The following is a 25,421-nucleotide window of genomic DNA, read 5'->3' as shown; positions in this document are numbered from 1 at the left end:
GTGGACGCATTAGGACCCCCTCACCTGGGGCCATCCCTTCAGCTCGAACACTGCCGATTCGGTCCAGTCAGCGTCTCGATGGACAGCGGCGGGCACTTCTCCGGCTTCTGGGTGAGGGTCACGAGTTCCTCCGGGGGCTCGCCACCGTCCCGTACGGCCACGACGTAGGTCTTTGCCTCCTGTGGTCCAAACCCCGGGGCCTGCTTGCGTAGATGACGTATCGCGGCCATGGTCCCCGCGGAGTGCAGGTGTTCTCGGACAGCCGCGACCAGCGGATCAGGTGGTCGGATGCCCTTGACCTGTCGGAGGTACAGCTCCGCCCAGTCTCCAGTGGCGTACGTGGTGACGGGGATGTGGTGGATGCTCTCGTCCCGCCGGTCCACCAGGTAAGGGCCCTGGCCTACCAGCATCTTCTTCTGTTCACGGGTGCGGATGTACTCCACCGACTGCAAGAAGACCAGCCAACCGAGAGCATGTTCCTCCACGTCGAGGACAGCTAGTTCGGGCATCCATGGCGACTCTCGCCGCTTACACAGCAGCAGATCTTCGACCAGTTCGACAGCGCGCACCTTGGTGACCACGCCCTCATCATTCACCGCAACTCGGATCAGCCGCGCACCGGTTTCGGAGGCCGGCACCGCAACGAGAGCGCCACGTATTGAGAACTGGGAACCACCCGGGGACCACACGTCATGCGCGTAGCCGGACAACGCGCATGTCACCGCACGTCGTGCGTAGCTATCTGAAGGCCGTTGAGCTGCAAAAAGCCAGGCACCTCCTCCGGTATCAGGGGCGTCTCCGCTATCAGACGAGGATGCGTCGCAGGCGGCGCACGGCGACGATCAGGATGACCACGGCGGTGAGCGCCCCGCCGGCGGCGAGCATCCACGGCGGCGCCGAATTCAGGAGCGCCGGAAGGCCCCAACTCGCCGCTCGCACCGGGAACGTCAGGGTGCCCGTGACCGTGCGATGGACTCGGCCGCTCTCCAGCGTGAGCGCCACCTTCCAGGGGCCGTCGGGCAACGGCTGGCGCAGCATGACGGAGACGGGGGCACTGGAACCCGGCGCCAGCGTCGTGCCGACCTGGGCGGCGAACGGTCCGGCCTGCAGCCCGTTGGGCCCCTCGGACAGCCACATCCGCCCGCTGAGGTCGAGTGCGCGTTCACCGGTGTTGTGAACCGTCGCCCGCACGGTCGGCAGGCCGTCCTCGGTACGGCCGGGCAGCAGGCTCTCGATGCGGAAGTCCGACGGGGGATCGCCGCCGGGACCGACATCCAGGTAGATCCTGATGCCCACTCCGTTGACCACCCGGATGGTCGAGCCGGAGGCCGGGCCGGCGGGAGCGGACCGCACCTGGGCCCAGATGCCGCCGTACCGCTCTCCGCGGCTGGCGGACTTCGGGATGCTGATCGTCGCCGTCAAGGGGATGCGGCTGTGCGGTGGGGCCACCACCTGGGGCCGGTCGACGGCCACCCACGAGCTCAGCTCGTTGGCGTCGCGGTCCGCGGAGGGCACGAACGCGTTGCCGCGGATCTCGGCCGCGCCGGGAAAGATCGCGATGTGCTGGGCCGTGCTGGAGGTGTTGGTGATCTCGAAGCGCCGCGAGATCGTGGTTCCCGGGTTGATGTGGTCGACGATGTAGAGCCGGGCCCGCGGATCGTCGCTCCGATTGGACGAGGCTTCGAGCAGCCGGATGCCGAGGGAGCCGTCGGCTTCCCCGGCGTGGGCGGCGGTTGGCCACGCGAACGCCGGGGCGCCGCCGGCGACATGAATCGCCAGCAGCGCCCCGATCGCGGCGAACAGCCTGGTGCGTAGTGACACCCGGCTACGCCACCGTGTGGGAGATCGTGCCGGTGTACGTGCCCGCCACATTGCTGAGGGCGATCGCTGCCGTGATCAGCGGGTTCCACGTGGCCGAGTTGTTGCCCGTGCCGCCGGTGTGGCTGTATGCCGTACGCGACGTGTCCAGGGTCTGGCCCGTCGCGGGAGGCGGAACAGCGCAACCGGTCTGGCCGGCGGTGAAGGTCCCGTTTCCGCTGGTGGTCGCGTCGCCCGAGCAGTAGTACACGCTGGCGTTGCTCACGGTCTCACCGGCGGCGGCGGCGCCCGTGGTGAAGTCCGTCGAGGTCACCGTCGTCGTCCATGTCGGCGTGCCGGACGCCCGCTCGTCGTCCACGGTGACGTCCCCCAGTTGCCCGTAGGCGAATCCGCCCGGCGATCCGTCGGTGGCGAGGACGGCGGTGTCGGGCACGGTGATCTCGAGCGCACCCGCGGTCACGTCGAATGTCGTGGTGGTGTTACATGCGGTGCTCTCCGCGCACGTGGCAGCGTGGGCCGGCATCGCCGTCAGCACGCCCGCACAGATCGCCCCTGAGATCCCCGCCAGAGCGGCTGTGAGAATTCTGTTCATCGTCCCTTGGCTTCCCTTGACTTCGTCGACTTGATCAAGGACGCCGTCAAGTTAACACGTGGGGAAATGTCGCCTGACGTGTTGAAGTCAAGTGTTGATCAACGTACTGACGTGCAAAGACGACACGGTCGGCCCCGTGTCGGAGACGGCGGGTGAGTTCGGCGAGATCCGTGTCGTCCTCGCAGCGAACGGCAGCACATGGTCGAGGACGACCGCGTGCGGGCCGTCCACTCGGACAATAGCCTGACGTGCGGTGCTAAGTAGAGACGCCGTGAGAGAGGCAGCAATGGGCCAAGGCGCCCGCGGCGAGCTCATCAGCCGGCTGGCCGAGGCGATCAGATCCGTCACGACCACGCCGCGCTGTGCCGGGTCCTGCTCGATCCGCTGGGCCCAAGCGGAGACCGAAGGTTCCAGCACACGGTCTACGACAGAGACACCGACACTCCATCGTCCCCGCTGGCCACGACCGCCCCCGCAGACGCCGTACTGCTCTTCGACGGCGTCTTCCTCCTGTGCAATCGCGGCCAATTGACGTTTGTCCGTGCCATCGCCGTCCTACCACGGGCAATCAATGAGCGCCATGGCTGGGACATCGAACAGATTGGGCCGCCAAGCAGGTGGCCGACACCACGGAGATCATCAGTCTCAGATCACGTTGCCGGTAGTGGGCACCGTACGCATTGCCTCCTAGCAGAGCCTCACCTTCTATACGGTGCCCGGCGTGCGAATCAAGGTCGCAGGGCGTGACCGCCCGGTGGTCGCCGTTCAGACCGCCGGGCAAGTCCTGAACGCGGATCGGCCGAGCGCTTCTTGAACGATGCGCGACAAGAAATTCCTTGCCTCGGCCCCCGCGCCTATCGGCAGGACACATGGTCCGTAAAGAAGTCGGCGTGTCTGATTCCTCGGTGGCCTGTCTCCGCTCAACTGAGGCATGGCAAACATGCAGGTCAGGGACATATTCTGGGGCAGATCGGCGCGGAACGTCCGCTTGGTTGTAGCGGCGAGGGCGGTTCGTACCTTCGGCTACGGGTGTACCAGTGTGCTGCTGGCCGGGATGCTGGCGGAAGATGGTGATGCCCCGTGGCAGATAGGGCTGCTGCTGGCTGCCGCGTCGGCTGGCTCGGTCGCCTCCAGTCTGCTTTTGGGGTTGTTCGCTGATCGGTGGGGGCGGCGGCGGGCGCTTATCGCCTGCGGGTGTCTGATGGCGGCGGCGGGCGTGGTGTTCGCCCTGAGCGAGTCGTTCCTCGCACTGGCGGCTGCGGCGTTCGTCGGCACGATCTCGCCGTCGACGAACGACAACACCCCTTTCTCGGGGGTGGAGCAGTCGATCCTGGCGCAATCGTGCGAGCCGTCCCAGCACACCAGGGTCTTCACCATTTACAACGTGACGGCGCTGGTCGCCGGAGCCCTAGGTGGGCTCGCCGCCGCCATATTGGGTTTGCAGCACCTGGTGTCCGCCGGTGATGCGGCCTTCGCGTTGTATGCCGTGCTGGCTGCGGGCACCGTCACGCTCTTCTTCAGGTTGTCGCCCGAGGCCGAAGCGCGGGCGTATCCCGCACCCGACACCGGAACGATCGGCCGTCCGGCCGCCCGGGCGCCTTGGCGGGTACCCGCCAACATCCGCCGCTTGGCGGGACTTTTCGCGGTCGACGCCTTCGCCGGGGGACTGGCCGTACAGACCGTGCTGGCCTGGTGGTTCGCCCACCGTTACGGCGCCACCACCGCCCAACTCGGTCTGGTGTTCTTCGCCGCCAACCTTCTACCCGCGCTTGCTCAGCTCACCGCACCCCTGTTGGCCGCACGCAGAGGCCTGCTCGCGGCGATGCTTGTGCCGCATTTCGCCTCCAACCTGATCCTGGCCTGCATCCCGTTCGCCCCGTCTCTGGGCGGTGCGGTCGCATTGCTGCTCATCCGTCAAGCCCTCTCGAAGATCGACGTTCCGGCCCGCCAAGCTTTCACCGCCGCTGTCGTGGATCCTGAGGATCGGACCGCCGCTGCGAGCATGACCAGCATCGCCCGCAGCGTTGCCGTGTCCGTCAGCCCTCTCGTCGCCACGGCCCTGCTCACCGGTGCACTCGCAGCAATAGGCGCGCCACTGCTCTTGGGAGCGGCACTTGCCATCGGATACGACATCACCGTCTGGCGCAGCTATCGCTCCACACCCCTGGGCGAAACGGCATGACGTCGCCTTGCGTGGAACGCGAGCGCCCCTGTCGCATCGCTGGATTGACGCCGCTCGTGCCATGACGCGCAGGACCTGATGGCGTGAACACGAAGAGCTCCGAATGGATGGCGCCGAAAAGCGGAAGCTCCAGAGATTTCGTTGTTCGCGGAGCGACCTGGATGGGTCGTGCCTCGGCGTTGCAGCTCAGTCGATCTAGAACGGTGTCACGCGGCCGGGTCCCGTCGCAGGAGTACGAGGACGGCGACGCCGGTGGCCAGGACGATGGTGGCGATCTGGCACACGGTTCCGGTCCCGAGGGCGGCTGTCGCGGTGGGATCGAACAGATGTGTCCAGCTCTGCCAGTAGTGCACGGGCAGCATTACCGCCACGGTGTGCAGGGCGGGCTGGCCGTTGAGGATGCCGGCCACGACCACGAAAGTGACGGCGGTCCCGAGGGCTTCGGCGCCCCGTGGCAGAAGTAGCCCAAGGGCGAACGCGATCGCGGCGATGCTGAGCATGCACAGCAGGGTGTAGCCGCTGGCGGCCAGGACGCGGGCGGTCGCGTCGCCGGCGTTCAGGTCAGGCGCGCCGATGATGTGAAAGGGATGCCAGCCGAACAACGCGAGGCCGATGAGCAGCCCGGCCACCAGCACGCACAGGTTGGCGGCGGCGGTGACGACAGCGACGGCGCCGAGTTTCCCCGCCAGCAGCCGTGCCCGGCTGACCGGGGTGACGTACAGGTAGCGCAACGTCCCCCAGTCCCGGTCGGCGGATCCGATCGCGCTCGCGAGCGACGCCACCACGATGGGGAGCAGTGGCGGCGCGATGAACTGCAGGCTTGCCATCGCGTGGTTGAGCGCCGAGTACGGCGACGGGCCGAACAGGCCGCTCTGGTTGTTGTAGCGATGCCCGGCAGAGGACATGGTCGCCAGCCCCGCGAAGACGGGGACGGCGGCCAGGCAGGCGAGCGCGACTAGGGTGCGGATGCGCAGGAGTTGAGTGGTCAGTTCAACGCGCAGCATGCCGGCTGTCTCCTTCGGTCATGGTGAGGAACGCCTCTTCGAGGGATCGGTTCGCCTGGTGCACCGCCGTGACGCCGATGCCCGCCGTGACCAGTTCACGCACGAGATCACGGGAGGGCACGTTCGGAGCGGTGACGATGACCTCGGCGCCCCTCACGGTGACCGACTCGACGCCCGGTATCCGGCGCAGCACGTCGGCCGCCCCCGCGGTGTCCTCCGCCTGGAGGCGGTAGGTGTCGGTGTCGCCGAGCAGGTCGGCGAGCGGGCCCGAGGTGACCAGGCGGCCGTGGTTCATGACGACGGCATGGGTTGCCAGTTGTTGCACCTCGGCCAGCTGGTGACTGGACACCAGCACCGCCGCGCCCCGCCGGGCCAGCGTCCCGAGGTGCTCACAGCCGCGACGTGCTCAGTGAGGCGGCTTGACCAGCCCGATCTCGTAGGCGGTGATCACCAGCTGAACCCGGTCCCGGGCGCCCAGTTTGGTGAACAACCGTGAGACGTGCGACTTGGCGGTGGCCACCGTGATGAAGAGATCCTCCGCGATCTCGGTGTTCGACCGGCCGCGTCCGACCAGGGTCAGCACTTCACGTTCCCGATCGGTGAGTCCTTCGACCGGCCGTGGGGAGCGCTCCGGAGCAGTAGTGGGTCGCCCGACGAAGTCCGCGATCAGACGGCGCGTCACGCCCGGCGCGATCAGCGCGTCGCCGGCGGCGACGACGCGGATCGCCGTGAGGATGTCGTCCAGCGCCATGTCCTTGACCACGAAGCCGCTCGCGCCGGCCCGGAGAGCGTCGTAGACGTGGTCGTCCTCGTCGAAGGTGGTCAGAACGAGGACGCGGGCCGTTGTCGGACCCGCGGTGATTCGGCGAGTGGCCTCGATCCCGTCCATGCCGGGCATCCGGATGTCCATCACCACGACGTCGGGGTCGACGTCCCTGACCAGTTGGACCGCCTCGGCGCCGGTGGCGGCCTCGCCGACGACCTCCAGGTCGGGGTGATCGGCGATGAGCACGCGTAGACCGGATCGCACCAAGGGCTGGTCGTCGGCGAGTACGAGCCGGACGGTCATCGAACCTCCGCCGGAGCTTCGACGGGTTCGGGCAGCGGCAGCCTCGCCATCACCCGGAAGCCGCCCTCGGGACGCGGCCCGGCGCTGAGGTGGCCGTGCAGCAGGCCGACCCGCTCCCGCATGCCGACGATGCCGAAGCCGTGGGACGAGCCGTTCTCGGTGGCGCCGCGCCCGTCGTCGACGACCTCCACGGTCAGTTCATCGTTCCCGTAGTCGATGGCCACCCGGCAACGCCCGGTCCCCGCGTGGCGGATCACGTTGGTCAGCGCCTCCTGGACGATGCGGTAGGCGGACAGGTCGATGTCGGCCGGCAAAGGACGCTGCTCCCCGCTGCGGCGCACGTCGACGCGTACCCCCGCGTCCGCGGTCGCCGCGGCCAGGCGTTCGATGTCCGCCAGACCGGGCGAGGGTTCGAGAGGTGCGTGACCCGAGGCCGCCGTGCCCGGGTCGGCCTGACGGAGCGCCACCAGTGTGCGCCGAAGGCCCGACAGGGTCTGTCTGCTGGTGGTCTCGATGGCTCGCAGTGCCTCGCGGGCCTCCGCAGGCTGCGTCTGGATGACCCGGCTGCCGACCCCGGCCTGGATGGCGATGATGCCGATACTGTGCGCGACCATGTCGTGCAGTTCCCGCGCGATCCGCAGCCGTTCGGCGGTCACGGCCTCGGCCACCTCCTGCGAGCGCAGCGCCACCGCGTGTTCGCGGCGTTCGCGACTGAGCAGACCGACCGTGCAGGACGCGGCCGTCGCCAAGAGGGCGATCACGCCGTTGACGATCAGGTTGTCTCCGTGAGCGAACCCGCCGATCACCAAGGCTTGAACGGTGAGAGACACGCCCACTACGACGATCGAAGCTCGCCGGGTGCGGGTGGCGACAATGAAGCCCAGGACGAGGTCCACCGCCAGATACGACAGAAACTGGCCCTGGTACGACACCGACAGGCTCGCATAAGCGGCGCTTGGAGGGCCCACCACCACGGCGGTGGCCCCGAGCAGCGTCATGGCCAGAGCCAGGAGCGGCATCCGTCGCAGCACACCGACGAGCAGGCTCACAGCCAGCAGTGACCCGACGGCGTGGACCGTGCCCGAAGCCCGCGGCGCACCCCACACCAGCAGAGCCACCATGACGAAGTACAGCGCACCCCCCACCCAGGCCATGACCTTCGATCTCGTCATCGGCGGGGCCCCCTCTTACGAGGGAGGTCGCGATGCGAAGCGCGTGCAGGCAACGGGGTCCTCCGTGTGGTGGCCATGCGGCGAGACTAACCAGACGCCGCCCGCGAGACATCGGCCCGGGGACGTACGCCCGCGGGCTAACCCGGCAGCGTGATTGCCGCCCATGGCCCAATGCCCCGACCATCACTCACCCCGGGGTGTTGCGGGCACTGATGGCAGGGGGTGGTCCGGCCCGGCGGCTACCGCGGGCGACCAGTGCCAGCCAGGTCGGTCACGTCCCCTCGGGGGGTGTCACGCCAAGCTGCTGACGTAAGCCCCGGACATGGGGCGGGCCATCGTGTGGCGGTCAGCGAGTTCCCGCGCGCCCGTCTCTCCATGGCGTGGATGCCACTGCCTGCCCTCGGATAGGTCACCGTCAACTCGGGTTCCGGGTTCGGCACGCTCATGTTTGCCCCGCTCGTGACTGCGGTGATCCGCGACCGGCTGGCGTCAGGCGCTGTTCGCGTTCAATGCCCGGCAACTCGGTCTTATCGGTGGAGGACGATCCTCACGATCGTCTTCACGTTCCGTCGCTTCCTACCAGCGGCAGTTGCAAGCTGCCGAGAAGGCTCAGCAGGCGCAGGCGCTCGCCGGCGCATTCGATGCCATCAACAACATCCACCGGGAGGGGTTCGCACCAGCGACACCACCCATAGCTCCGCAGCCGTCACCCGTCGATGAGTCGGCTATCCGGAAGCGTCATGAGAGCAAGGCGCTGGAAGGCATCGGCATTTTCAAGCGAAGCGAGCGGACAGTAGCCAAGGAACACGCCCGTCGGACGGGGGAGCAGGAGATCGCCCGCGTCCGCCAGGAGTTGACCGCTCAGCGAGCAGAGTGGCAAGCCGCGCTGGACGCACGCTGGAACCAGTTGTGCGCCAACAACCCAGATGTTGTTCTGGAGACCCTGGCTGAGGCGTTCGACGACAACGAAGCACCAGCCGCAGCTGTCGGGATTGTTGGGGGAGAAGTCGCCCTGGCGGTGCTTGTCCCTAACGCCGATACGGTCCCCGATCGTATGTCACTCATGGGCTGGGAAGACTGCCTCGGTGTCTAGGCGGATCACCACGTACTGGATCGGAAGCCCACGCGCGTGCGCTTGGGCGGCCGCGGACTCGGCGTCGCGCAATGCGTCGTCTCGGTCGTACGCGCTGTATCCGAGGCTTTCCAGCACGACCAGGCTGCCGTCGCGCTGATCGAACTGAATTACCAGGTACTCAGAGTTGGACAGCGGGTTCGTCACAGACCGCCCTCCTTAGGGTGTCGGGTCTCGACTTGCGGAAAGCTGAACTCGGGCATGACCGCCTTGCGGAGACCTGACCACGCAGGTGCCCAGGCAACCCGGGGCGCACAGTGCACAAGGGCCGTTGTGTGCGCGGGTACGTTCTGTTTGAGGTGCCGGAGGACTTCAAGCCGGCGTACATCGCGTACTCGCCAAGCAGCGGCGACTCCCTTGAGTGGGCTGTCCGCTAGTCACCACTGCGTTCTCGGTCGTGGTTGTGGTCGTGCAGTCGTGGGTCGCCGGCCTTGCGGTGGGAGGCATTCGTCGATACCTCTCCTTGGGAAGCTTCGAGTCGCACTACTTCGAGACCGGTCCCCGGGGGAGACATCATGCGTGTGAGCAACATTCCCAGGTCTGCCGCCGAGAGGTCCCCGCTTCGCGGGTCACTTCGCCGGGTCAGGGCCTTGTCCTGCGCCCTTGTCCTGGTCGGCGGGCTGCCGGCGTCGGGGTGTTCCACAGCCGGCGACACCACGCGGCCGGTTTCCTCACCCGGATCCCCGACGCCACCCCTTGCCCCGGCTTCGTCGTCGGCGACACCGGTCCCATCCTCATCCGGCACGACCACGCCGCCGACCCGGCCAGTGCGGCTGAGCGGGAAGATGACCCGGCCGGGAACGCGACTGCGGTTCGGGCAGAAGGCGATCGTGCCCGTCCGTCAGTACAACCGCATGAGTAAGACCTACTCCGAAGGCGTGCTGGGCATCATCGTGCAGCCGATCCGGCGTGCCCCGGCCACCACCATCCGGGGCGACTTCGACGCCGACAGCCGGGCGTTGCTCAAGACTCGCACGGCGTACTACGCCAATGTCGTCATCACCAACGAAAGCGGCGACGCCCTGTCGTTGTACGCGCCCCGGTTCAACCCCGTGTTCCGCGACGGAGGCCCGTCCGACGTCATCCTCATGGGGTTCGGCGGAGATCTGCCCAACTGCCCGGAGACCCCCCAGCCGGAGTCGTTCGATCACAGGGGCGATCGATGGGTCACCTGCATGGTCAACGTGTCGACCCCGTCGCGGCCGATCACAGGGCTCCAGTACATGGACCCGCCGTACGGCAGCGAGGGCCACTACCCCGGAGATCCGTCGCCGGACTTCAACAAGTACTACGACCTCGGGACGATCATCTGGTCATAGCCCTCACGCGGCCTCCACCGGTGGACCAGCGAACCACGTGGTTACTTGAGCGGGCTAGGCAGGCCATCTTGATCACAGGTCGGGAGAGTCGCTGCTGCTGTTGGCTCCGCGGTCGCGCCTGACGACAACCCTGACGACAACGTCGGCTCACGGACGTGCTGCTAAGCAGCTCAAGGGCGCGTGACCTTGTCCGGGAGTCCCCGCGAGTTCTTCTGGTGACCGTCCCGCCTGGCACGCCTGTGGCACGCATGGGGGATGACCATTTACAGGACTCGATCAACCCAGGTAGTACCTGGCATAAAGCCGCGACCTGTTCTCTACGGAGAAGTTCAGGAAGTCCCCAGTTGCCTCGCAGCTCAGCAGGTAGTCCAATGCCTCTGAAGCATCCGCTGACTTCTCTGTGGCCAGGTACGCCTTGGTTTCTTCGAGACCAGCTCCGCAGAGCAACTGCACATCGATCGAACAGTGGGCATCCCAGCTCGATTCCTTGGCCCGCCAGATAGGCAGCACATCATCGAGGTTGCCCGCGTTGAAGAGCTGCACGCAGCAGAGCTTCATCAACTCGGTGTCACTGTCGGCTTGCTCTGCTTGAGCCTCCAGGGTCTCCCGAACTTGGCCAAGGTCCTCCACGGCTGGACTCAGACCGTAACGCCGAAGGCTTTCGTCCTCATTCATGAGTACACCGTCGGAACTCAACCGCTCTCGCCACCTCGTAAGACGCATCGCCTGGCCATGAATAGTGGCCCTGGGCGTGTCGGACCCCTTCATATCAGGCAACAGGCATGAGCGTTTTGAACTGCCCGAACACGGTCTTCACCTGTAGGGATCGTCCACCGCCGGTCACCGGTGTCCGAGGTTGTCCGTTGGCGTTGTCACGCAGTTCGTCACGCACGAGACCTTTTCTCAGCCGGCCCAAGGGCTCGGTCAGCGCTCGTCCGACCAGTGGAGCGGTGCCGAGCCCCTGCCGGTCCACCGTGCGGCCGTGGCAGGGTCGGCCTAGGGAGGGCCTGTCGGCGGCGGGTTAAATCACGTTCTTGCAAGATCTTCGTACAAGGGTGAGCAGGAGTCCGGAAAGCCTCTCAGCTGGCCCGGCCCAAGGTCACGGTGCGGGATCCGGGTGTGAAGTCACCGAAGGACTGTTGCCAGGACTCACCGGGCCAGTAGTACGTCACACGGCCCTCGACGGGCCGGTAGTGGGCTGTGTAGAGCGTTCCCGACCCCTGCTCGTCGACGGATCGATACAGCGGCGGCTTCAGCATCGCCGCCACGTCCGCACCCGCGGCGCGAATGGCGCGCAGCCGCTCCTGCGTCCGCAAGGCCCGCTCCTGCTCGTCGGTCACCGGCAGGTGCTGGTGATTGGCGGCACAGGCATCCGGCGCCACCGTCGGCGACATATCCGGCCCCACGAACACCGTCACCGCCTTCGCGGGATCGACAAGGGTGAGGTTTTGTGGGACGGCGACCGGCAGGGACCGCAGCCTGCCGACCGCCTCATCTACGGTGTCGCACGTCTCCAGCAGGTAGCGCACCACGATGAGAATGGCGAAGCCACGTCCGTAGACGGAACGTCCGCCGAAGGTGATCGAGACCGCGAGACCGGCGTCGTTCATCCCGTCCAGCAAGCCCCACAGCACGTCCTGCATCCCGATCACGGGGCGCAGGAAGCAGGAGGAGACGATGGTGCCCTCGCACTGATCGGGCGGGAAGTCATAGTTGCGCAGCAGAGTGCCGTTCCTGCCGATCTGGGTGCAGGACGGGGAGAACGGCCGCAGTGCCGCGTGGGTGAGGAAGACTTCCGCCTCGGGCCGGACGAGTTGGCCGGCCAGGCGGTCCAGAACCGGGACCAGTTCCGGCATGTGCGCACGGAACAGCGCCCGAACACGGTCCGCGCCCTCCGGAGTCCTGCCCTCCGCGGTCAGCAGGCCCTCCATGTCCTGCCACAGGGCCCGGGCGTGGGCGGCCCACCGCCCGTCGCCGCCGTCGCCGACCTCGATCGCCTGGAAGGTCTTGTGCTGTTGCCGCATGGCTGCCACTTTCCCCTGTGCGAATCGGACGAGGTGCGGGCAACCTAGCTAATTGTGCGGGTAATTCACCAGGTGGCCGCCATCGGCGACGGCCAGGCGCTGGATCTGATGAAGCCGCTGAACGCGAGCGTGGCCGATTCCAAGTAGGCGATCATGTCCCGCGTTGGAGGAGCCGGGAGTCAAGAAGGCGGGTGGCGGAGCAATTGTCAATCGCTGTGGTTCGGGTGACGTGTGATCAGGCTACGACGGTCTCGTCGCGCTCGGCCAGGAAGCCGTTCTCGAACTTGGCCCCGGAGCGGACCATTGCGACGAGGGAGGCGCCGGTGATCGCGCGCCGGCGTTCCTGGGCGGACTCGACCAGCTTGAATACCATGGCGAGGGCGGCGGCCGGGCTACCGGCGGTCCTCGGCGTTGTAGATCTCCTGCATGGCCTTCGTCGCGCCCGGCTGCGCGGACTTCGGCAGGGCGTTTGTGATATTTCGGGCCTTGTGGACCCAGCGCCTTTGATGACGGGCGGCGGGGAACACTGCGGCCAGGGCCTTCCATAGACCATCGCGCCGTCGCCGACCACCAGCTCGGACTCGCATGCCGCGTCGGCGGCAGTCGCGTAGCAGGTCGGCCCATGACTCGGTGGACTCCCGCAGTCCCTCCGCGAGAGCGATCAGCTGCTTGGCGCCGTCCAGCCGCACTCCGAGCAGGACCAGCACGCACGAGTGAGCCTGTCCGAGCCGGACCTTGGGGTGCACGCCGTCGGCCCACACGTAGACGAAGTCGCGGTCCTTGAGGTCGCGCTGCTGGAAGACGGTGTGGTCGTCCTGCCACTGGTTCGTCAGCCGGGTCACGGACGCCGACGACAGGCCGGGCGAGCCGCCGAGGAACTGCTCCAGCGCGGGCACGAAGTCCCCCGAGGACAGTCCATGCAGGTAAAGCAGGGGAAGCACTTCGGATGTCTTCGGCGACTTGCGGCACCACGATCACAGGCCTGGGTGTTTTCGGGGATCATCCGGTCCTCTTCCGCGTCTGTGGGAGCCATCCGGGTCCGTTCCTCAGCGAGATCGGCGCACAAATCAGAGAGCACTGCTCTTGACTGTGAGCGGATCTCCAAGCATGCTTGTTCTCTAGCGAGAGCAGTGCTCTCGGAATCATCTGCTGAGGAGCTGTGATGACCCGCTACATCGAACCCACCCGCATGGATCACCTGTTCAACCGTACGGTTGCAGGGCTCACCCGGCTCGGGATCAGCGTCTGGGGCTCCCGGATCCTGTACGTCCGCGGCCGGTCCAGCGGCGAATGGCGCACCACGCCGGTGAACATGCTGACCCTGAACGGCTCCCGCTACCTGGTCGCACCCCGAGGCATCACCCAGTGGGTCCGCAACCTGCGCGTCGCTGGAAACGGCGAACTGCACGTGGGCCGCCGCATCGAAACGTTCACCGCCACCGAACTATCCGACGACGAGAAGCCGGCCATTCTCCGGGCGTACCTGAAGCGCTGGGGCTGGGAGGTCGGGCGGTTCTTTGAGGGAATCAACGCGAACGCGTCCGAGGAACAGGTGCAGGCGATCGCTTCGGGCTTTCCCGTCTTCCGGATCAACTAGAGAGGCCTAATGGCTGAGGTTAAGGCGGGTAGAAGTCCAGGCCCGTCTTGGCGGTGAAGCGCTGCCGCGGCCCTCCTCCGTCGGGCCTTGTCATCGGGTGACCATGGCCGAGGTGACAGCTGCCTGGACACCCGTGGATGTCACCGATCTTGCTACGGAGCGACTACCAGCTGGCCGCGATCGAGCTTGGACTGCTGAACGCCAGCGCGGCCTCGCGGACCTCGTCGGAGTCGACCAGCTTCAGACGTAACTCAGCTCTTCGCTGCCTGCTCCCTCCATGCGGAGGAGACCCTCAGGAGGGTCACGCTGCCGGGCCGACGGCTCCTAGCTCGATCGGAGAAATGCGAGCACCGCAAGGACGCGTCGGTGGTCGCCGACGCCCGGGGGCAGGTCGAGCTTGGTGAAGATGCTGCGTACGTGTGCCTCGATCGTCTTGGCGCTGAGGTGAAGTTCTGTGGAGAGTGCGCTGTTGGAGCGGCCCTGCGCCATGAGGGCGAGCACGCTGCGTTCCCGTTCGGTGAGGGCGGTGAGGGGGTCACGCTCGCGCTTGCGTCCCACCAGCCGGGCGACGAGTTCGGGGTCGATCACGCAGTCGCCGTTGGCCACGCGGCGCACGTCGCCGGCGAAGCCGGCCAGGTCGCTGACCCGGTCCTTGAGCAGGTAGCCCACGCCTCGCTCGAATTCGGTCATCAGCCGCATCGCGTGGTGGGTGTCGACGTGCTGTGACAGCAGTAGTAGTCCGACGTCCGGGTGGATACGTCGGATCTCCGCGGCCGCATCGATACCTTCGGTGGCATGGCCCGGCGGCATCCGAATGTCGATGACCGCAACGGCGGGGGGATCGCGTCGGACGAGGTCGAGCAGTTCGGCGGCGTTGCCGGCCTGGCCGGTGACCCGGAAACCGGCTTCGATGAGAATCCGGGCGGTCCCTTCCCGGAACAGCACGGCGTCGTCGGCGAGGATCACTCGCATGGGATCTCCGCGCGGAGCTTGGTCCCGCCACCGGCCGGACTGTGCACCGTCAGGTGCCCGTTCAGGGCCGCCAGCCGGTCCACCAGACCTTGCAGACCGCCTCCCCAGCGGTCGTCCGCCCCACCCTGTCCCTTGTCGGTCACCTCGATCCACAACCGGTCGCCGTCCAGTCCCGCGCTGACCGTCACACTGGAAGCCCCGGAGTGCTTGGCAGCATTGGTCAGCGCCTCGCTCACCACGAAGTATGCGGTGGTCTCCACGTCCTGGGGTGGCCTCCGCTCGAGGTGGATGTTGAGGCGGACTGGTAGCGGTGCGCGTTCGGCCAGGAAGCTCAGCGCGGCGTCGAGTCCTTCCTGCGTCAGGATCGCGGGATGGATGCCCCGGGCCAGCTCGCGCAACTCGGCCAGCGCCTGGGACAGCTGGCGCGTGGCCTCCTCGATCCTGGCCACGAGCTGATCGTCGCCGACGGCGGCTGCATGGCGGGACGCCGACCGGAGGCTGAGCGCCAGGGTGACCAGTCGCTGCTGGGCACCGTCGTGAAGGTCACGCTCGATGCGCCGGCGGGCCTCGTCCTGGGCTGAGACGATGCGTTTCGCGGCGGCCTGCAGTTCGGCAGCCTGCACCGAGATTTGGTGAAGGCGCTGCCGCAGCTCCGCGCCGAGACCCACGTTGTCGATGACGAGTCCGGCCTGAGCGACGAGGTCGCGCAGCAGACTGTCCTCGGCGGCTGTGAGCACCTCTCCAGGCGCTTTGGTGAGCGTCACGGCGCCACGCAGTAACCCTCGGTGGACGATGGGACGCACATGGGCACGGCCGCCGTCTTCCAGTGAGGCAAGGTTCCGAGGAGCGATGGTCATCGCCGACCGGTGATCGGACCGTGGCGGCCACCACGCGACCGTGACGAGCTCGTCGATCGAGCCGACCCACAACGTCACCTCGGCGGCACCCACCCCGTCAGCGACGGTCGACGCCAGTCCAGTAAGCAGGTCGTCATGCTGACCGCCGCGGCTCAGCTGCGTCGACAGGCGTGCCAGTGCCTCGTAGGGGGAGGGCCGGTTGCCGTAGACGAGGCGGTCCGCGACCCGCTGCACGCGCCGTCGGGCGGGATCGAAGGCGACGGCGACCATGGCGGTGGCCACGATCGACAGCACCGGGTTGGCGCCCGGTGTCACGCCCACCAGCCGGCCCACACCCACCACCACCGCGATGTACCCGAGGGTGACCAACACCGCCAGCGCGCCCACGACCAGGGTCTTGTTGATGACCAGGTCGATGTCGTACAGCCGGTACTTAACGATCGCCAACCCGGCGGCAAGGGGAATGGCAGGCACGGCGAGTACGCCGAGCATCGGAGAGCCGAAGACCGCCAAGCCTGCCGCCATGGCCACCGCACCCATGGCAACCGCGTACGCAAACCACCTGAACTGGCGCGCCTCATCGCCGCGGGCTCGACGCATACGGTCCACCAGGCAGGCCACCCAGGCAATCTGCAGCAGGAGGTAGCTCGCCGGACCGAGAACATCCCACAGCCGCTGCGCGGTCTGGTACCCGCCCAGCTGCAGCGGATGGGGCAACGACAGGGAGTTGTCGGCGTACTCCACCGGCCACAGCGCCGAAGCGAGCGCCAGCAGAACCCCGTCGGCCACCATGACGACCACGACCACCCGCCATCGAGGTGACGGCAGCCGCCCCTCGGGAAAGCACATCAGGGTGACGCCGGTGAGCACCAACACCAGCGCCAGCGGCCAGACTCCCGTCCACGCCACCCAGGTCGCGCCGGGCAGGGCGGCGTCCCGGTGGGCGGCGGAGTAGAAGCCGTACTGGCGTCCGAAGAACATCGCCGCATGGGCCACTCCGGTGGCGGTGAAATACCACCCTTCGCGGTTGCCCCATCGCTTGCCGACGACCACGATGCCGACGGCCGTGAACGCCGCGGCGATCAGCCCGTTGTGCAGATTCGGCAGATAGACGCCGAGGACGAAGCCCCCGACCACGAGCAACGCGCAGAGCAGACCCAGGCATGAGACGGCGACGTACCGCCCGGTGCCGGGACGCTGGGCATCGAGTGACGGCGGACGGCCGTCGCCCGCGGCCTCGGTGGTGCGCGTTTCGGCCTGCGCTTCTGGGGTGCCGGCTGGGCTCGTCATAGCCGCGCCACCGCCCGGCTCAGCGACTGCACCGATAACTCCGCCTTCGTGATGAAACCCGCCGCGCCGCTGCGGACGACCCGGCTGCCGTAGTCGGCCTCCTCACGCGTGGAAATCAACACGATTGTCGGGTCGGCGTCAAGCTCCTCCACCTGCGCCATCACGCCGAACCCGTCGATGTCCGGCAGTTGCACATCGAGCAGGACCAGATCCGGCCGCAGCGTCACGATGGCGGCAAGCGCCGAGCGTCCATCGGGGCAGGAGCCCACGACCTCGTAACCCGCCGCATCGAGCAACTGCACCGCGTGAGCGCGGAAGTCGGCGTGGTCGTCCACGACGACTGCGGTTGGTGCCACCCGTCGAGGCTGACACAACATCCGCTGTCCGCACATGAGGGCTAACCCTCAACAAGCTCCAGGGACGACCCTGATGAACGCGTACCTAGGCGTCCTTACCGTGACCGGGAGACGATCCGATGCGCCAGGAAAGGAAACGCCATGTCCACGTGGTCGACGACGCAGGAGCCGACCGTGACCCGCCCCAGCCGGCTGGTCGGATGGGGACTGCTGGCGGGAGGAGCGTTCTTCCTCGCCGGTGGTCCGCTGCATCCCAAGGAAGACCCCGAAGGTGTCAGCCTCAAGGAGCACCTGCGGCTGATGTACGAGGACCCCGCGTGGTACCCCTCCCAAGCCATCCTGCTCGTCGGCGTGGCACTCATCGCCGCCTCGCTCGTGGCGCTGGCCCGCGGCCGCAGCCTCGCCGGCGTCCCACGCCTGCACACCGTCACCGTCATCGCGGCGATCACCGCCTCGATGGCTGCCGTCGACTGGCTGCTGCGCCTGGTGTCCGCCGTTGACGCCGACGCGATCGCCGCCGGGCGGCCCACGCCTATCAGCGACGTACAGGTCATCATGGAAACGATCACCATACCCGCGTTCTGCCTCGGCATCATCGCCCTCGCCGTCGTCGGAGCCAGGACCCGCGCCCTGGGTAACCCGCTGATCGCGGTTCCCGCCGTCCTCGGCGGCATCGGGCACGGCCTGGCCACCGCAACAATCCTGTTCACTGACCGGTTCAACCCCCTGTTCCCCGCCGCCGCCGGCATTGCGGTGTGGGCCATCGCGGTCGGAGTGACGGTGCTCCTGCGCCGGCGAGCGACGACCCCGATCAACGCGACCTGACGAGCGTGACACGCCGCGAGCAGCGCGACCCACCGCTGTGGCACCGCCGCTCCTGGGTGACCCCGCGCCCACGCGGCGCGAGGTTCACTCGAGGATCGCTCATCTGTCGGTCAGGCGGCGAAGACGCCGCGCCGTAGCAGCCGCCCGTCCGGGCGGCCCAGTTCCGCCGGTTGCCGAGGAGACGGCATGACCATGTCATCAGACGATCCCCGACTGGTCGTCATCCACCCGTCGCAGCTTGCGGGCACGGTGCTTCCTGTGAGCCCCGGACGCCGCTCCCTCGGTCGAGGGCAGGCTGCCGATCTACGGCTCGACGATCCTTATCTCAGTTTCATCCACGCCGCGCTGAGCCAGACGGGCGGCCAGACCAGTGTTGAGGACCTGGGATCGCGCAACGGCACGTCGGTCAACGGCGAACCGGTACGGCGGCCCCGGGTCCTGCACGACGGCGACGTCGTCCAATTCGGCATGGTCCGCGCACGGTACGAGGTGCCTGGGAGCACCGGCATGATCCCGCCCGCCCGGCCCGCGCAGGAGCCGCCGGTCCGCTTCGACATCGACCGGCAGGCAGGCGGCCAGATCAACAATGTGGGCCGCGACCAGTACAACCACTACTTCCAACAGCGGGACAGCTTCCTACGAGAGGTCGCGGCGGCTCGCACCCGTTCTCTGCGGTTGATTTGGCTGAGCCTGGCGCTGATGTTCGGCGGAGGCTTGGTCTACCTCTGGGGGTTCTACAGCACCGCCAACAGCTTCGGCAGAAGTTTTGGCGACATTTTCAACAACATCGGCAACCCGGAGGCCGGCAAGCCACCGTCCCTGGGCAATTTGTTCGACGAGCAGGGCTTCGCACTTTCGGCCATCGGGTACACCGTCGGGGCGGTTGGCGCCATGCTGTTCTTGATTGCATTGATCATGCACATCATCGCCGCAGCACGTGGCAGGAAAGTGGACACCGACCCCCGGCACGCCTGGAACGCTCCGGTCCAGCGCGGGTGAGTTGGAGGATGGGATTGACGTTCAACATTGGCAACCAGCAGGCCGTCAACATCAACAACGTGGGCGGCGACCAGACCATCCAGGGCGGCCAGCAGGGCACATTCCTCGCGGGAGAGCCCAGTGAGTGGGCCGCGTCGCTGGTGACCCGGCTCCAGGCTCTCGGCCTGCCGTCCGAGGCGGCCGAGGCGGAGGCCGTACAGACCGAACTGGACCGCGCGCAACCCGATCGGCAGAGCATCGCCACCCGCCTGGCCCGGCTGACCGAGGTACTGACCTCGGCGGGGGCGATCGCCGTGGCGGGAGAGTCTCTGCGCGGGCCGCTGATGGCTCTGGCGGGCTGGCTGGGGGCGCTCGGAACTCCCATCATGCACATGCTCACGGGTTGAGCTCGCGGGACGCTGTCCCCTGGAGGGTGCGAGCAATTTGGATCGACCGAGGCACATGGTCAGGACCGGATCAGAAGGTACGGGTTTCGAGTACCTCCGGCCGCACACAGCTATGAAGGCCCCTGAACTGGCAATACGCCGTCAGAGGCCTTCCTGCTTACAGGGTGAGGGTTATCCACGCGGAGTCGTGGTCGCGGCCTTCGTCGCCGGGGGTCCGGTGGCCGGTAAACGCGCCGCCTTGCCCGGCGTTCACTCGCTCAATCAGACGTTGATCAGCCTGGTCATGCATTAGTCATCAGCGTTAGCGTCGGGGAAGGCTCTCAGGGGCAGGCGCGCTGCCACGTTGGCGGTGAACCAGGTGAAGTAGTCGGTACTCGGGTCCAAGTCCGCGCGCACCGTTTCACTCCAGTCATCCCGGTTAAGCGTCGCCAGGTACTGCTGCAGGATCCGGTTGCGATCTTCAGCGGTGCAGCTGAGCCGTTCCGGTGGCTTTTGGGTCAGATGATCGGCGATGACTGCCGTGTTGACGTACCTGTTGACGCTCGGTACTTGGCGACTGAGGTGATCGGCGTGTGCTTGGAGGACGATGCGTGCAGGCGGGTAATGGCCCAGGGTCATGCCGCGCGCGGGTGACCAGGGTGGAGCGGCGCGTCCGCAACGGTGAGGTGACCATCCACTTGGCCGACGGGCCGCCCGTGGTCGCCGACGAGCTGCTGGTCGCCACCGGCCGTGTCCCGGCCAGTGGCGGGCTCGGCCTGGTCACCGTCGGCCTGACGCCGGGCTCGCCTGTCCAGGTGGACGACAGTATGCGGTCAGCGACATCAATGGGCGTGCCCTGCTCACTCACATGGGCAAGTATCAGGGCCGCCTGTGTGGGGACGTGATCGTCGCCCGCGCGAAGGGCGAGCCGGATGACCTACCCGCCATGAGGGATGTGACCACCGCGTCCGGCGTGCCGCAGGTGATCTTCACCGATCCGCAGATCGGCGCCGTTGGCCTGACTGAGGCCGCGGCGCGGGAGAAGGGCTACCGGGTCCGCGTGGTGGAGTATGACATGGCGGCGGTGTCCGGCGCCTACGTGCGAGAGCCCTCCTACCGCGGCCGGGCCAAGGCGGTGGTCGACGAGGACCGCAAGGTCCTGCTCGGGGTCACCTTCGTCGGCCCTGGAGTGGCGGAGCTGGTGCATTCGGCCACCATCGCCGTCACCGCGCAGGTGCCGCTGGAGCGGCTCTGGCATGCCGTACCGTCGTTCCCCACGGTCAGCGAGGTGTGGCTGCGGCTGCTGGAGACCTACGGGCTATAGAGCCGAGGCAAAGGGCCGGTCCCCGCGCGGACCGGCCCTTTCGCATGGAATCAGTGAAGCGCGAAACGACGCGTGGGATGTGGCCTTGCGTAAGACCTGGACCGGCATCGAGCCGTCCGGGCGGTTCACGGCGACCGTGCAGGCCGCGGTGATCGTCGGTCAACGGCCGTGACGCGGCTATCCGCGGCCGAGCCGGTGGATCGTCCAGTCGGCCCCCGCCCACCAGTCGTCGTGGAGCACGGCGCGGGTGTCGATCGCGACCCGCCTGGCCACCACCTCGCCCAGCTCCTGCGGGTTGATGGCGCGGAACTCAGGCCAGCCGGTCATGACGAGCAGCACGTCAGCGTCCCGCGCGGCCGCGATCGGATCCTGCGCGTAGCCGAGCTCCGGGTGGGCGGCGCGGGCGGTGTCGATGGCCATCGGGTCGTAGATGGTGAGGGCGGCGCCTGCGGCGTGGAGGCGGGTGGCGACGTCCAGGGCGGGGGAGTCGCGGATATCGTCCGTTCCGACCTTGAATGCGGCACCCCAGACGCCGATGCGTGTGCCTGCCACGTCACCCCCGACCGCCTTCGTCGTCAGGTCGACGACGCGGGTGCGCCGGGCCGCGTTGATGTCGTCGACGACGGACAGCAGCGCCACGGCGCCGTCCGCGCCGAGGTCGCGTGCTCGTGCGGCGAACGCCCGCCCGTCCTTCGGCAGGCAGCCGCCGCCGTATCCGAGGCCGGCGTCCAGGAACGCTCGGCCGATGCGCGGATCCAACCCGATGGCATCAGCAAGCAGACGGACATCTCCTCCAGCCGCCTCGCACAGGTCGCCCATGGCGTTGATGAACGAGATCTTCATCGCGAGGAACGCGTTGGCCGAGCCCTTCACCAGTTCGCAGGTCACCGGGTCGGTCACGACCAGGGGAACACCGGCGTCGGTGATCGGGGCGTAGGCCTCGCGGATGATCCGCTCGGCCTCCGCGCTGGTCACGCCGATGACGATCCGGTCCGGGCGCAGTGTGTCCTGAACGGCGTGGCCCTCGCGCAGGAACTCCGGGTTCCATACGACCTCCACGGCGTCCCCGGCCGGGGCCAGGTCGCGGACGAGTTCCTGCACGGCAGAGGTGGTGCCGGCGTGGACGGTCGACTTGCCGACGATCACGCAGGGTCGGTGCAGGTGCCCGGCGAGCATGCTCACCGCCGAGAACAGCTGCGTCAGGTCGTACTCGCCGGTGTCCGTGCCCGGGGTGGCCACCCCGATGAAATGCACGTCGCCGAACTCGCCTGCTTCGGCGAAGTCCGTGGTGAACCGAAGCCGGCCCGACGCGATGTGCCTGGCCAGCATCTCGTCCAGATCGGGCTCGTGGAACCACGCCCGACCCGACCGCAGCGTCTCGATCTTCGCTGCGTCGACATCCACGCCCAGGACGTCATGACCGATCTCCGCCATCGAGGCCGCGTGCGTGGCTCCCAGATGGCCGCACCCGATCATCGTCATCCGCACGTTCTGGTCGTCCCTTCGCTCGGAGGTACTCAGTGAACATCAGCGTCATCGGATGCGGCCGCCTCGGAATCCCGTACGCCGCCGGTATGGCGATCGGGGGCAACGAGGTCCTCGGCCTGGACGTCGCCCCGGCCATCGTCCGTACCTTGTCCTCGGGCCGGGTCCCGTTCTCCGAGCCCGGCTTGGCCGAGGCTATCGCCCGCCACGTCGATTTCAGAGTTCTCGTGGTGGGACGACGGTGTCGACGAGGCCGGTGAGGACGTCGTAGACGAGTCCGGAGACCTGGATGCCGTCGAGGCAGGGTTCGGCATGTAGCGCGGCGACGTCGCGGGCGACGGCGGCCCGCGGGTCGCCGACGGCGACGGCGGGCAGGTTCTCCTCGGCCACCTCGAAGTAGGAGGCCAGCATGTCGGCCCGGTTCTGGATGAGCGTGATGCCGCACTGGGTGTGCTGGAGCACGACGATGTGCCTCTCGGACGGGATATCGGGCTGGTTGGCCCGCGCCACCTCCTGGAGTATGAGCAGTTGCTCGATCGTCTGCGGGGTCACCCGCCCGCCGGGGTTGCGCAGCACGGCGATCTCGCCCTGCTCGGTGCCGAGTACGACGGCTGGATCCACCCGGGGGTCGAGGCAGGTGATGACGGTGGTGTTCAGGCTCGGCCGCATACGTAGCCGCGGGTCGAATCGCGTCTCGGCGAACGCTCGGTTCCGGCGGATGAGGGCTTCCAGGATGTTCATGGTGTGTTCCTTTAGGACACGGACACTGAGTCGATGTTCAGGAAGGTGAGCGGCCGGCCCGGGGTGATGTCGTCGGGGTGGCGGCGCAGTACGAACCGGCGGGTGGGGTAGGCGAATCCGTCGTAGTGCCGGTAGCCGGTGATCTAGTGGGCCCGTCAGCGGGTTCCCGAGGACGTCCGTGCTGTAGTGGTGCTGGCGCACCGGGGTGTGCCCGGTGTGATCGCCATGAGTCCATGACCGACCACACCGGGGCCGCCGGCGAGCTATCGCGATGCGAGAGCCGGGTACAGGACGGTGACGGACTGGGAGAGCGCGGCGTGCACGCCCTTGGTCATGTCGTCGACGAGTACCTCGTTCTCGCCGGCCTCCAGAGCGTCGAACACCGACGCGACGACGTCGGACGGCTTGTGCTTGCCGGGCGAGGGGTTGTCCGCCTGCATCGGCGTGTCGGTGGGGCCGAAGTAGGCGCCGAGCACCTGCACTCCGTCAGGTGCGAGTTCGAGGCGCAAGGCGTTCGTCGCCATCCACAGGCCGGCCTTGGAGACGCTGTGCGCCTTGCCGACCGCGAGCCAGCTGAGGACGGAACCCACGTTGACCAGCGCACCCTTGGCCGATCGGAGAGCGGGTGCGAGGGCACGGGTGAGGCGGATCGGTCCGACCAGGTTCGTCTCGATGGTCGCCGTGATCTCCTCGATCGGGGCGCTCAGCAGGTCGCCTCGGGGGAAGATGGCCGCGTTGTTCACCAGGACGGTGGTGTCGCCGGCCTCGCCCGCGGCCCGTTCGATCGAGGCGGGGTCGGTCAGGTCAAGGCGCAGCGGCACGACGCGCTTGTCGTCCCAGTCCTTCGGGTTTCGTGCGGCGGCGTAGACACGGGCGGCGCCTCGCTCGAGGGCGGCCTGGACGAGTGCGGTACCGAGCCCGCCGTTGGCGCCCGTGATGAGGACGGTCGCGTTGTTCATCGATGTCATGTTCTTGTTCCCTTTCACTCAGGAGTGATCTCTTGCGATGAGAAGGCCGGCGCTAGGCCGCATGGGCCTTCCGGCGCCGTGCAGTGCGCGTGCCGGTGACGACCACGCCGGCCATGGCCACGATGGCGATGACGATCCCGAAGCCGGTCGCCATGGACGTCACGCCGACGGCCCCGGCGAACTGGCCGGCGATGATCGCGGGGATGCCCATGGCGAGATAGCCCACGAGGTAGATGGCGGTGAACAACCCCGCGCGCTCGTGAGCTTTCACCTCGGGCACGAGTCCCCGGGTGATCCCCGAGAACGACGCACCGAGCCCCGCGCCGCCCAACACGGCGGCGATCCACAGGAAGGGCAGTGCTTCGGCGCGGACGCTCACGATGAACTCGAACGCGCCGACGGTTATCGCACTGGCCCCGATTAGCCTCAAGTGGTGAGGTCGCACGCCGGTCGTGACCGCCGATACCACGGTCCCGACGCCGAAGGTGACGAACGCGGCCAACGCGCCGACGAATGGTGTTCCGGCCCCGAAGACGGCGCCCATCACGATGGGGACCAGGCCCAGGAACAGCGCCATCGTCATGAACGCGCTGATCACGACGGGCAGGGTCGATGCGAAGAGACCGCGCACCTGGGGTGGCACCGAGACGCGCGGGACCAGTGACGCCAACGCGCCCGGCTTGCGGGACGACGTCTCCGGCGTGAACACGGTGAAGACGGTTCCGGCGGCCACGACCACGACGAGAACGAGCCAGGCCGTGAACGCGGGATCGGAGACGAACTGGGCGAGCAGGCCCGCGAAGAGCGCCCCGATGCCCAGGCCCGCCAGGGGCGCCATGCTGGTCATCAGGGCGCCGAGCTTCTTGTGCCGCTCGGGAGCGAGCTCCACGACCGCGGCGCTGAGCGAGCTGGAGGCCGCCCCGGTGGCGACTCCCTGGACGATGCGGGCGGCGATGAGCCAGCCGATCGAGGGCGCGAACAGGAATACCAGCATCGCCGCCAGTTCGACCGTGAGCGCTGCGATCATGAGTGGGCGCCGGCCGACGTGGTCGGACAGTGATCCGATCACGAGGATCGCGATCAGGAGCGCGATGGCGTAGACACCGAACGCGAGCGTCAGTTGCCAGGGCGCGAGGCCCCAGTTCCTCTGGTAGATCGGCAGGAGCGGCGTGGGGGCGCCGGCCGCGACGAGGATCGCCACCATCGCCGCCGAGATGCCGGCGAAGCCGACGGTGCGCGGCAGGTGCGGCCGGCGCGAGGACGGGTTTCGCGCTCGCCGGCCTTCGGGGCCGGAAAGCAACCCAACCGTGTCTGGATTGGTCACAGCACC

Annotated in this window: 30 protein-coding genes; 10 read left to right on the top strand and 20 right to left on the bottom strand. The window is 67.8% G+C overall.

What is annotated here, in order from left to right; genetic code table 11:
* Window positions 1–38 precede the first annotated feature (38 nt).
* The 3 genes from Pmi06nite_RS34300 to Pmi06nite_RS34290 all read right to left on the bottom strand — a co-directional run bounded on the left by Pmi06nite_RS34300 (window position 39) and on the right by Pmi06nite_RS34290 (window position 2,410).
* The gene (locus Pmi06nite_RS34300; RefSeq protein ID WP_203957344.1) at window positions 39–581 is read right to left on the bottom strand and encodes a YrhB domain-containing protein; all 543 of its coding nucleotides are present in this window, start codon (window positions 579–581) and stop codon (window positions 39–41) included.
* Between the two features lie 223 nt (window positions 582–804).
* Window positions 805–1,821, bottom strand: a complete 1,017-nt coding sequence (locus tag Pmi06nite_RS34295; protein ID WP_239114393.1) for a COG1361 family protein — start codon at window positions 1,819–1,821, stop codon at window positions 805–807.
* Between the two features lie 4 nt (window positions 1,822–1,825).
* Complete coding sequence (locus Pmi06nite_RS34290) at window positions 1,826–2,410, bottom strand: hypothetical protein (protein ID WP_203957343.1); 585 nt, start codon at window positions 2,408–2,410, stop codon at window positions 1,826–1,828.
* Window positions 2,411–3,341: 931 nt separating this feature from the next.
* On the opposite strand from Pmi06nite_RS34290, the gene Pmi06nite_RS34285 reads away from it, so the two are divergent.
* Complete coding sequence (locus tag Pmi06nite_RS34285) at window positions 3,342–4,592, top strand: MFS transporter (RefSeq protein ID WP_308442550.1); 1,251 nt, start codon at window positions 3,342–3,344, stop codon at window positions 4,590–4,592.
* Between the two features lie 206 nt (window positions 4,593–4,798).
* Here Pmi06nite_RS34285 and Pmi06nite_RS34280 read toward each other — a convergent pair whose 3' ends face one another.
* The 4 genes from Pmi06nite_RS34280 to Pmi06nite_RS34265 are packed head-to-tail and all read right to left on the bottom strand — an operon-like array spanning window position 4,799 to window position 7,837.
* Complete coding sequence (locus Pmi06nite_RS34280) at window positions 4,799–5,596, bottom strand: ABC transporter permease (RefSeq protein WP_203957341.1); 798 nt, start codon at window positions 5,594–5,596, stop codon at window positions 4,799–4,801.
* The gene (locus Pmi06nite_RS34275; protein ID WP_203957340.1) at window positions 5,583–5,945 is read right to left on the bottom strand and encodes an ATP-binding protein DrrA1-3 family domain-containing protein; all 363 of its coding nucleotides are present in this window, start codon (window positions 5,943–5,945) and stop codon (window positions 5,583–5,585) included. Before Pmi06nite_RS34275 ends, Pmi06nite_RS34280 begins: the two co-directional genes overlap by 14 nt.
* Window positions 5,946–6,002: 57 nt before the next feature.
* Complete coding sequence (locus Pmi06nite_RS34270) at window positions 6,003–6,665, bottom strand: response regulator (protein WP_203957339.1); 663 nt, start codon at window positions 6,663–6,665, stop codon at window positions 6,003–6,005.
* A complete protein-coding gene (locus Pmi06nite_RS34265) occupies window positions 6,662–7,837 on the bottom strand; it encodes a sensor histidine kinase (protein WP_203957338.1) in 1,176 nt (391 codons plus the stop codon). Before Pmi06nite_RS34265 ends, Pmi06nite_RS34270 begins: the two co-directional genes overlap by 4 nt.
* Window positions 7,838–8,426: 589 nt before the next feature.
* Here Pmi06nite_RS34265 and Pmi06nite_RS34260 point away from each other — a divergent pair.
* Window positions 8,427–8,930, top strand: coding sequence for a hypothetical protein (locus tag Pmi06nite_RS34260; protein WP_203957337.1), 504 nt, complete (start codon window positions 8,427–8,429; stop codon window positions 8,928–8,930).
* Here the strand turns inward: Pmi06nite_RS34260 and Pmi06nite_RS34255 are convergent.
* Window positions 8,895–9,116 (bottom strand): hypothetical protein, encoded by a 222-nt coding sequence (locus Pmi06nite_RS34255; protein WP_203957336.1) that lies wholly within the window; start codon window positions 9,114–9,116, stop codon window positions 8,895–8,897. The two genes, Pmi06nite_RS34260 and Pmi06nite_RS34255, sit on opposite strands and share 36 nt — an antisense overlap.
* Before the next feature lie 638 nt (window positions 9,117–9,754).
* On the opposite strand from Pmi06nite_RS34255, the gene Pmi06nite_RS34250 reads away from it, so the two are divergent.
* Window positions 9,755–10,288, top strand: a complete 534-nt coding sequence (locus tag Pmi06nite_RS34250) for a hypothetical protein (protein ID WP_203957335.1) — start codon at window positions 9,755–9,757, stop codon at window positions 10,286–10,288.
* A 276-nt stretch (window positions 10,289–10,564) separates the two neighbouring features.
* On the opposite strand, the gene Pmi06nite_RS34245 is transcribed toward Pmi06nite_RS34250, so the two are convergent.
* From Pmi06nite_RS34245 to Pmi06nite_RS34230, 4 genes are all read right to left on the bottom strand, one after another.
* Window positions 10,565–10,963, bottom strand: a complete 399-nt coding sequence (locus tag Pmi06nite_RS34245; RefSeq protein WP_203957334.1) for a hypothetical protein — start codon at window positions 10,961–10,963, stop codon at window positions 10,565–10,567.
* Window positions 10,964–11,367: 404 nt separating this feature from the next.
* Entirely contained in the window at window positions 11,368–12,312 is a 945-nt protein-coding gene (locus Pmi06nite_RS34240) for a C45 family autoproteolytic acyltransferase/hydrolase (RefSeq protein ID WP_203957333.1), read from the bottom strand.
* 235 nt (window positions 12,313–12,547) lie between these two features.
* Complete coding sequence (locus Pmi06nite_RS43085) at window positions 12,548–12,685, bottom strand: hypothetical protein (protein WP_203957332.1); 138 nt, start codon at window positions 12,683–12,685, stop codon at window positions 12,548–12,550.
* A gap of 19 nt (window positions 12,686–12,704) precedes the next feature.
* Window positions 12,705–13,253, bottom strand: a complete 549-nt coding sequence (locus tag Pmi06nite_RS34230; protein ID WP_203957331.1) for an IS256 family transposase — start codon at window positions 13,251–13,253, stop codon at window positions 12,705–12,707.
* A 221-nt stretch (window positions 13,254–13,474) separates the two neighbouring features.
* On the opposite strand from Pmi06nite_RS34230, the gene Pmi06nite_RS34225 reads away from it, so the two are divergent.
* The gene (locus Pmi06nite_RS34225; protein ID WP_203957330.1) at window positions 13,475–13,909 is read left to right on the top strand and encodes a nitroreductase/quinone reductase family protein; all 435 of its coding nucleotides are present in this window, start codon (window positions 13,475–13,477) and stop codon (window positions 13,907–13,909) included.
* A gap of 324 nt (window positions 13,910–14,233) precedes the next feature.
* Here the strand turns inward: Pmi06nite_RS34225 and Pmi06nite_RS34220 are convergent, their stop codons facing one another.
* From Pmi06nite_RS34220 to Pmi06nite_RS34210, 3 genes are read right to left on the bottom strand one after another with little or no spacing between them, the layout of a single operon-like run.
* Window positions 14,234–14,881 carry a response regulator transcription factor gene (locus Pmi06nite_RS34220; RefSeq protein WP_203957329.1) on the bottom strand — a complete coding sequence of 216 codons (648 nt, stop codon included), beginning with the start codon at window positions 14,879–14,881 and terminating at the stop codon, window positions 14,234–14,236.
* Window positions 14,872–17,028 (bottom strand): sensor histidine kinase, encoded by a 2,157-nt coding sequence (locus Pmi06nite_RS34215; protein WP_203957328.1) that lies wholly within the window; start codon window positions 17,026–17,028, stop codon window positions 14,872–14,874. The genes Pmi06nite_RS34220 and Pmi06nite_RS34215 overlap by 10 nt, the downstream gene beginning before the upstream one ends.
* A complete protein-coding gene (locus Pmi06nite_RS34210) occupies window positions 17,025–17,384 on the bottom strand; it encodes a response regulator (protein ID WP_203957327.1) in 360 nt (119 codons plus the stop codon). Before Pmi06nite_RS34210 ends, Pmi06nite_RS34215 begins: the two co-directional genes overlap by 4 nt.
* A gap of 141 nt (window positions 17,385–17,525) precedes the next feature.
* On the opposite strand from Pmi06nite_RS34210, the gene Pmi06nite_RS34205 reads away from it, so the two are divergent.
* The 3 genes from Pmi06nite_RS34205 (at window position 17,526) to Pmi06nite_RS34195 (ending at window position 19,594) form a co-directional block, all read left to right on the top strand.
* Entirely contained in the window at window positions 17,526–18,209 is a 684-nt protein-coding gene (locus tag Pmi06nite_RS34205; protein WP_203957326.1) for a hypothetical protein, read from the top strand.
* Between the two features lie 186 nt (window positions 18,210–18,395).
* Complete coding sequence (locus Pmi06nite_RS34200) at window positions 18,396–19,208, top strand: FHA domain-containing protein (protein WP_239114392.1); 813 nt, start codon at window positions 18,396–18,398, stop codon at window positions 19,206–19,208.
* Window positions 19,209–19,222: 14 nt separating this feature from the next.
* Entirely contained in the window at window positions 19,223–19,594 is a 372-nt protein-coding gene (locus Pmi06nite_RS34195; protein ID WP_203957325.1) for a hypothetical protein, read from the top strand.
* A 288-nt stretch (window positions 19,595–19,882) separates the two neighbouring features.
* Here the strand turns inward: Pmi06nite_RS34195 and Pmi06nite_RS34190 are convergent, their stop codons facing one another.
* Entirely contained in the window at window positions 19,883–20,212 is a 330-nt protein-coding gene (locus Pmi06nite_RS34190) for a hypothetical protein (RefSeq protein WP_203957324.1), read from the bottom strand.
* A gap of 11 nt (window positions 20,213–20,223) precedes the next feature.
* Between Pmi06nite_RS34190 and Pmi06nite_RS34185 the strand changes: the two genes are divergently transcribed.
* Window positions 20,224–20,478 carry a hypothetical protein gene (locus Pmi06nite_RS34185; protein WP_203957323.1) on the top strand — a complete coding sequence of 85 codons (255 nt, stop codon included), beginning with the start codon at window positions 20,224–20,226 and terminating at the stop codon, window positions 20,476–20,478.
* Window positions 20,442–20,897, top strand: a complete 456-nt coding sequence (locus Pmi06nite_RS34180; protein ID WP_203957322.1) for an oxidoreductase dimerization domain-containing protein — start codon at window positions 20,442–20,444, stop codon at window positions 20,895–20,897. The genes Pmi06nite_RS34185 and Pmi06nite_RS34180 overlap by 37 nt, the downstream gene beginning before the upstream one ends.
* 177 nt (window positions 20,898–21,074) lie before the next feature.
* On the opposite strand, the gene Pmi06nite_RS34175 is transcribed toward Pmi06nite_RS34180, so the two are convergent.
* Window positions 21,075–22,379 carry a UDP-glucose dehydrogenase family protein gene (locus Pmi06nite_RS34175; protein WP_203957321.1) on the bottom strand — a complete coding sequence of 435 codons (1,305 nt, stop codon included), beginning with the start codon at window positions 22,377–22,379 and terminating at the stop codon, window positions 21,075–21,077.
* Window positions 22,380–22,417: 38 nt separating this feature from the next.
* On the opposite strand from Pmi06nite_RS34175, the gene Pmi06nite_RS34170 reads away from it, so the two are divergent.
* The gene (locus tag Pmi06nite_RS34170; RefSeq protein ID WP_203957320.1) at window positions 22,418–22,642 is read left to right on the top strand and encodes a hypothetical protein; all 225 of its coding nucleotides are present in this window, start codon (window positions 22,418–22,420) and stop codon (window positions 22,640–22,642) included.
* Here the strand turns inward: Pmi06nite_RS34170 and Pmi06nite_RS34165 are convergent.
* The 3 genes from Pmi06nite_RS34165 to Pmi06nite_RS34155 form a co-directional block, all read right to left on the bottom strand.
* Window positions 22,599–23,123 (bottom strand): carbonic anhydrase, encoded by a 525-nt coding sequence (locus Pmi06nite_RS34165; protein ID WP_203957319.1) that lies wholly within the window; start codon window positions 23,121–23,123, stop codon window positions 22,599–22,601. The two genes, Pmi06nite_RS34170 and Pmi06nite_RS34165, sit on opposite strands and share 44 nt — an antisense overlap.
* Window positions 23,124–23,386: 263 nt before the next feature.
* Window positions 23,387–24,082, bottom strand: a complete 696-nt coding sequence (locus Pmi06nite_RS34160) for an SDR family oxidoreductase (RefSeq protein ID WP_239114391.1) — start codon at window positions 24,080–24,082, stop codon at window positions 23,387–23,389.
* Between the two features lie 61 nt (window positions 24,083–24,143).
* The gene (locus Pmi06nite_RS34155) at window positions 24,144–25,415 is read right to left on the bottom strand and encodes an MFS transporter (protein WP_203957317.1); all 1,272 of its coding nucleotides are present in this window, start codon (window positions 25,413–25,415) and stop codon (window positions 24,144–24,146) included.
* Window positions 25,416–25,421 lie beyond the last annotated feature (6 nt).

The organism is Planotetraspora mira, from assembly GCF_016863275.1.
GTDB lineage: Bacteria > Actinomycetota > Actinomycetes > Streptosporangiales > Streptosporangiaceae > Planotetraspora > Planotetraspora mira.
The sequence above is the reverse complement of the archived record's forward strand: the minus strand, read 5'-3'. Positions and strand labels throughout refer to the sequence as shown.

Bases quoted from the DNA above. Each gene is read 5' to 3' on its own strand.
- Pmi06nite_RS34225 (WP_203957330.1), top strand. From the start codon at position 13,475: ATGACCCGCTACATCGAACCCACCCGCATGGATCACCTGTTCAACCGT.
- Pmi06nite_RS34190 (WP_203957324.1), bottom strand. From the start codon at position 20,212: ATGACCCTGGGCCATTACCCGCCTGCACGCATCGTCCTCCAAGCACAC.
- Pmi06nite_RS34270 (WP_203957339.1), bottom strand. From the start codon at position 6,665: ATGACCGTCCGGCTCGTACTCGCCGACGACCAGCCCTTGGTGCGATCC.
- Pmi06nite_RS34240 (WP_203957333.1), bottom strand. From the start codon at position 12,312: ATGCGGCAACAGCACAAGACCTTCCAGGCGATCGAGGTCGGCGACGGC.
- Pmi06nite_RS34180 (WP_203957322.1), top strand. From the start codon at position 20,442: ATGGGCAAGTATCAGGGCCGCCTGTGTGGGGACGTGATCGTCGCCCGC.
- Pmi06nite_RS34200 (WP_239114392.1), top strand. From the start codon at position 18,396: ATGACCATGTCATCAGACGATCCCCGACTGGTCGTCATCCACCCGTCG.
- Pmi06nite_RS34175 (WP_203957321.1), bottom strand. From the start codon at position 22,379: ATGACGATGATCGGGTGCGGCCATCTGGGAGCCACGCACGCGGCCTCG.
- Pmi06nite_RS34220 (WP_203957329.1), bottom strand. From the start codon at position 14,881: ATGCGAGTGATCCTCGCCGACGACGCCGTGCTGTTCCGGGAAGGGACC.
- Pmi06nite_RS34280 (WP_203957341.1), bottom strand. From the start codon at position 5,596: ATGCTGCGCGTTGAACTGACCACTCAACTCCTGCGCATCCGCACCCTA.
- Pmi06nite_RS34160 (WP_239114391.1), bottom strand. From the start codon at position 24,082: ATGAACAACGCGACCGTCCTCATCACGGGCGCCAACGGCGGGCTCGGT.
- Pmi06nite_RS34215 (WP_203957328.1), bottom strand. From the start codon at position 17,028: ATGACGAGCCCAGCCGGCACCCCAGAAGCGCAGGCCGAAACGCGCACC.
- Pmi06nite_RS34205 (WP_203957326.1), top strand. From the start codon at position 17,526: ATGTCCACGTGGTCGACGACGCAGGAGCCGACCGTGACCCGCCCCAGC.
- Pmi06nite_RS43085 (WP_203957332.1), bottom strand. From the start codon at position 12,685: ATGGTATTCAAGCTGGTCGAGTCCGCCCAGGAACGCCGGCGCGCGATC.
- Pmi06nite_RS34165 (WP_203957319.1), bottom strand. From the start codon at position 23,123: ATGAACATCCTGGAAGCCCTCATCCGCCGGAACCGAGCGTTCGCCGAG.
- Pmi06nite_RS34250 (WP_203957335.1), top strand. From the start codon at position 9,755: ATGACCCGGCCGGGAACGCGACTGCGGTTCGGGCAGAAGGCGATCGTG.
- Pmi06nite_RS34285 (WP_308442550.1), top strand. From the start codon at position 3,342: ATGGCAAACATGCAGGTCAGGGACATATTCTGGGGCAGATCGGCGCGG.
- Pmi06nite_RS34265 (WP_203957338.1), bottom strand. From the start codon at position 7,837: ATGACGAGATCGAAGGTCATGGCCTGGGTGGGGGGTGCGCTGTACTTC.
- Pmi06nite_RS34290 (WP_203957343.1), bottom strand. From the start codon at position 2,410: ATGAACAGAATTCTCACAGCCGCTCTGGCGGGGATCTCAGGGGCGATC.
- Pmi06nite_RS34245 (WP_203957334.1), bottom strand. From the start codon at position 10,963: ATGAATGAGGACGAAAGCCTTCGGCGTTACGGTCTGAGTCCAGCCGTG.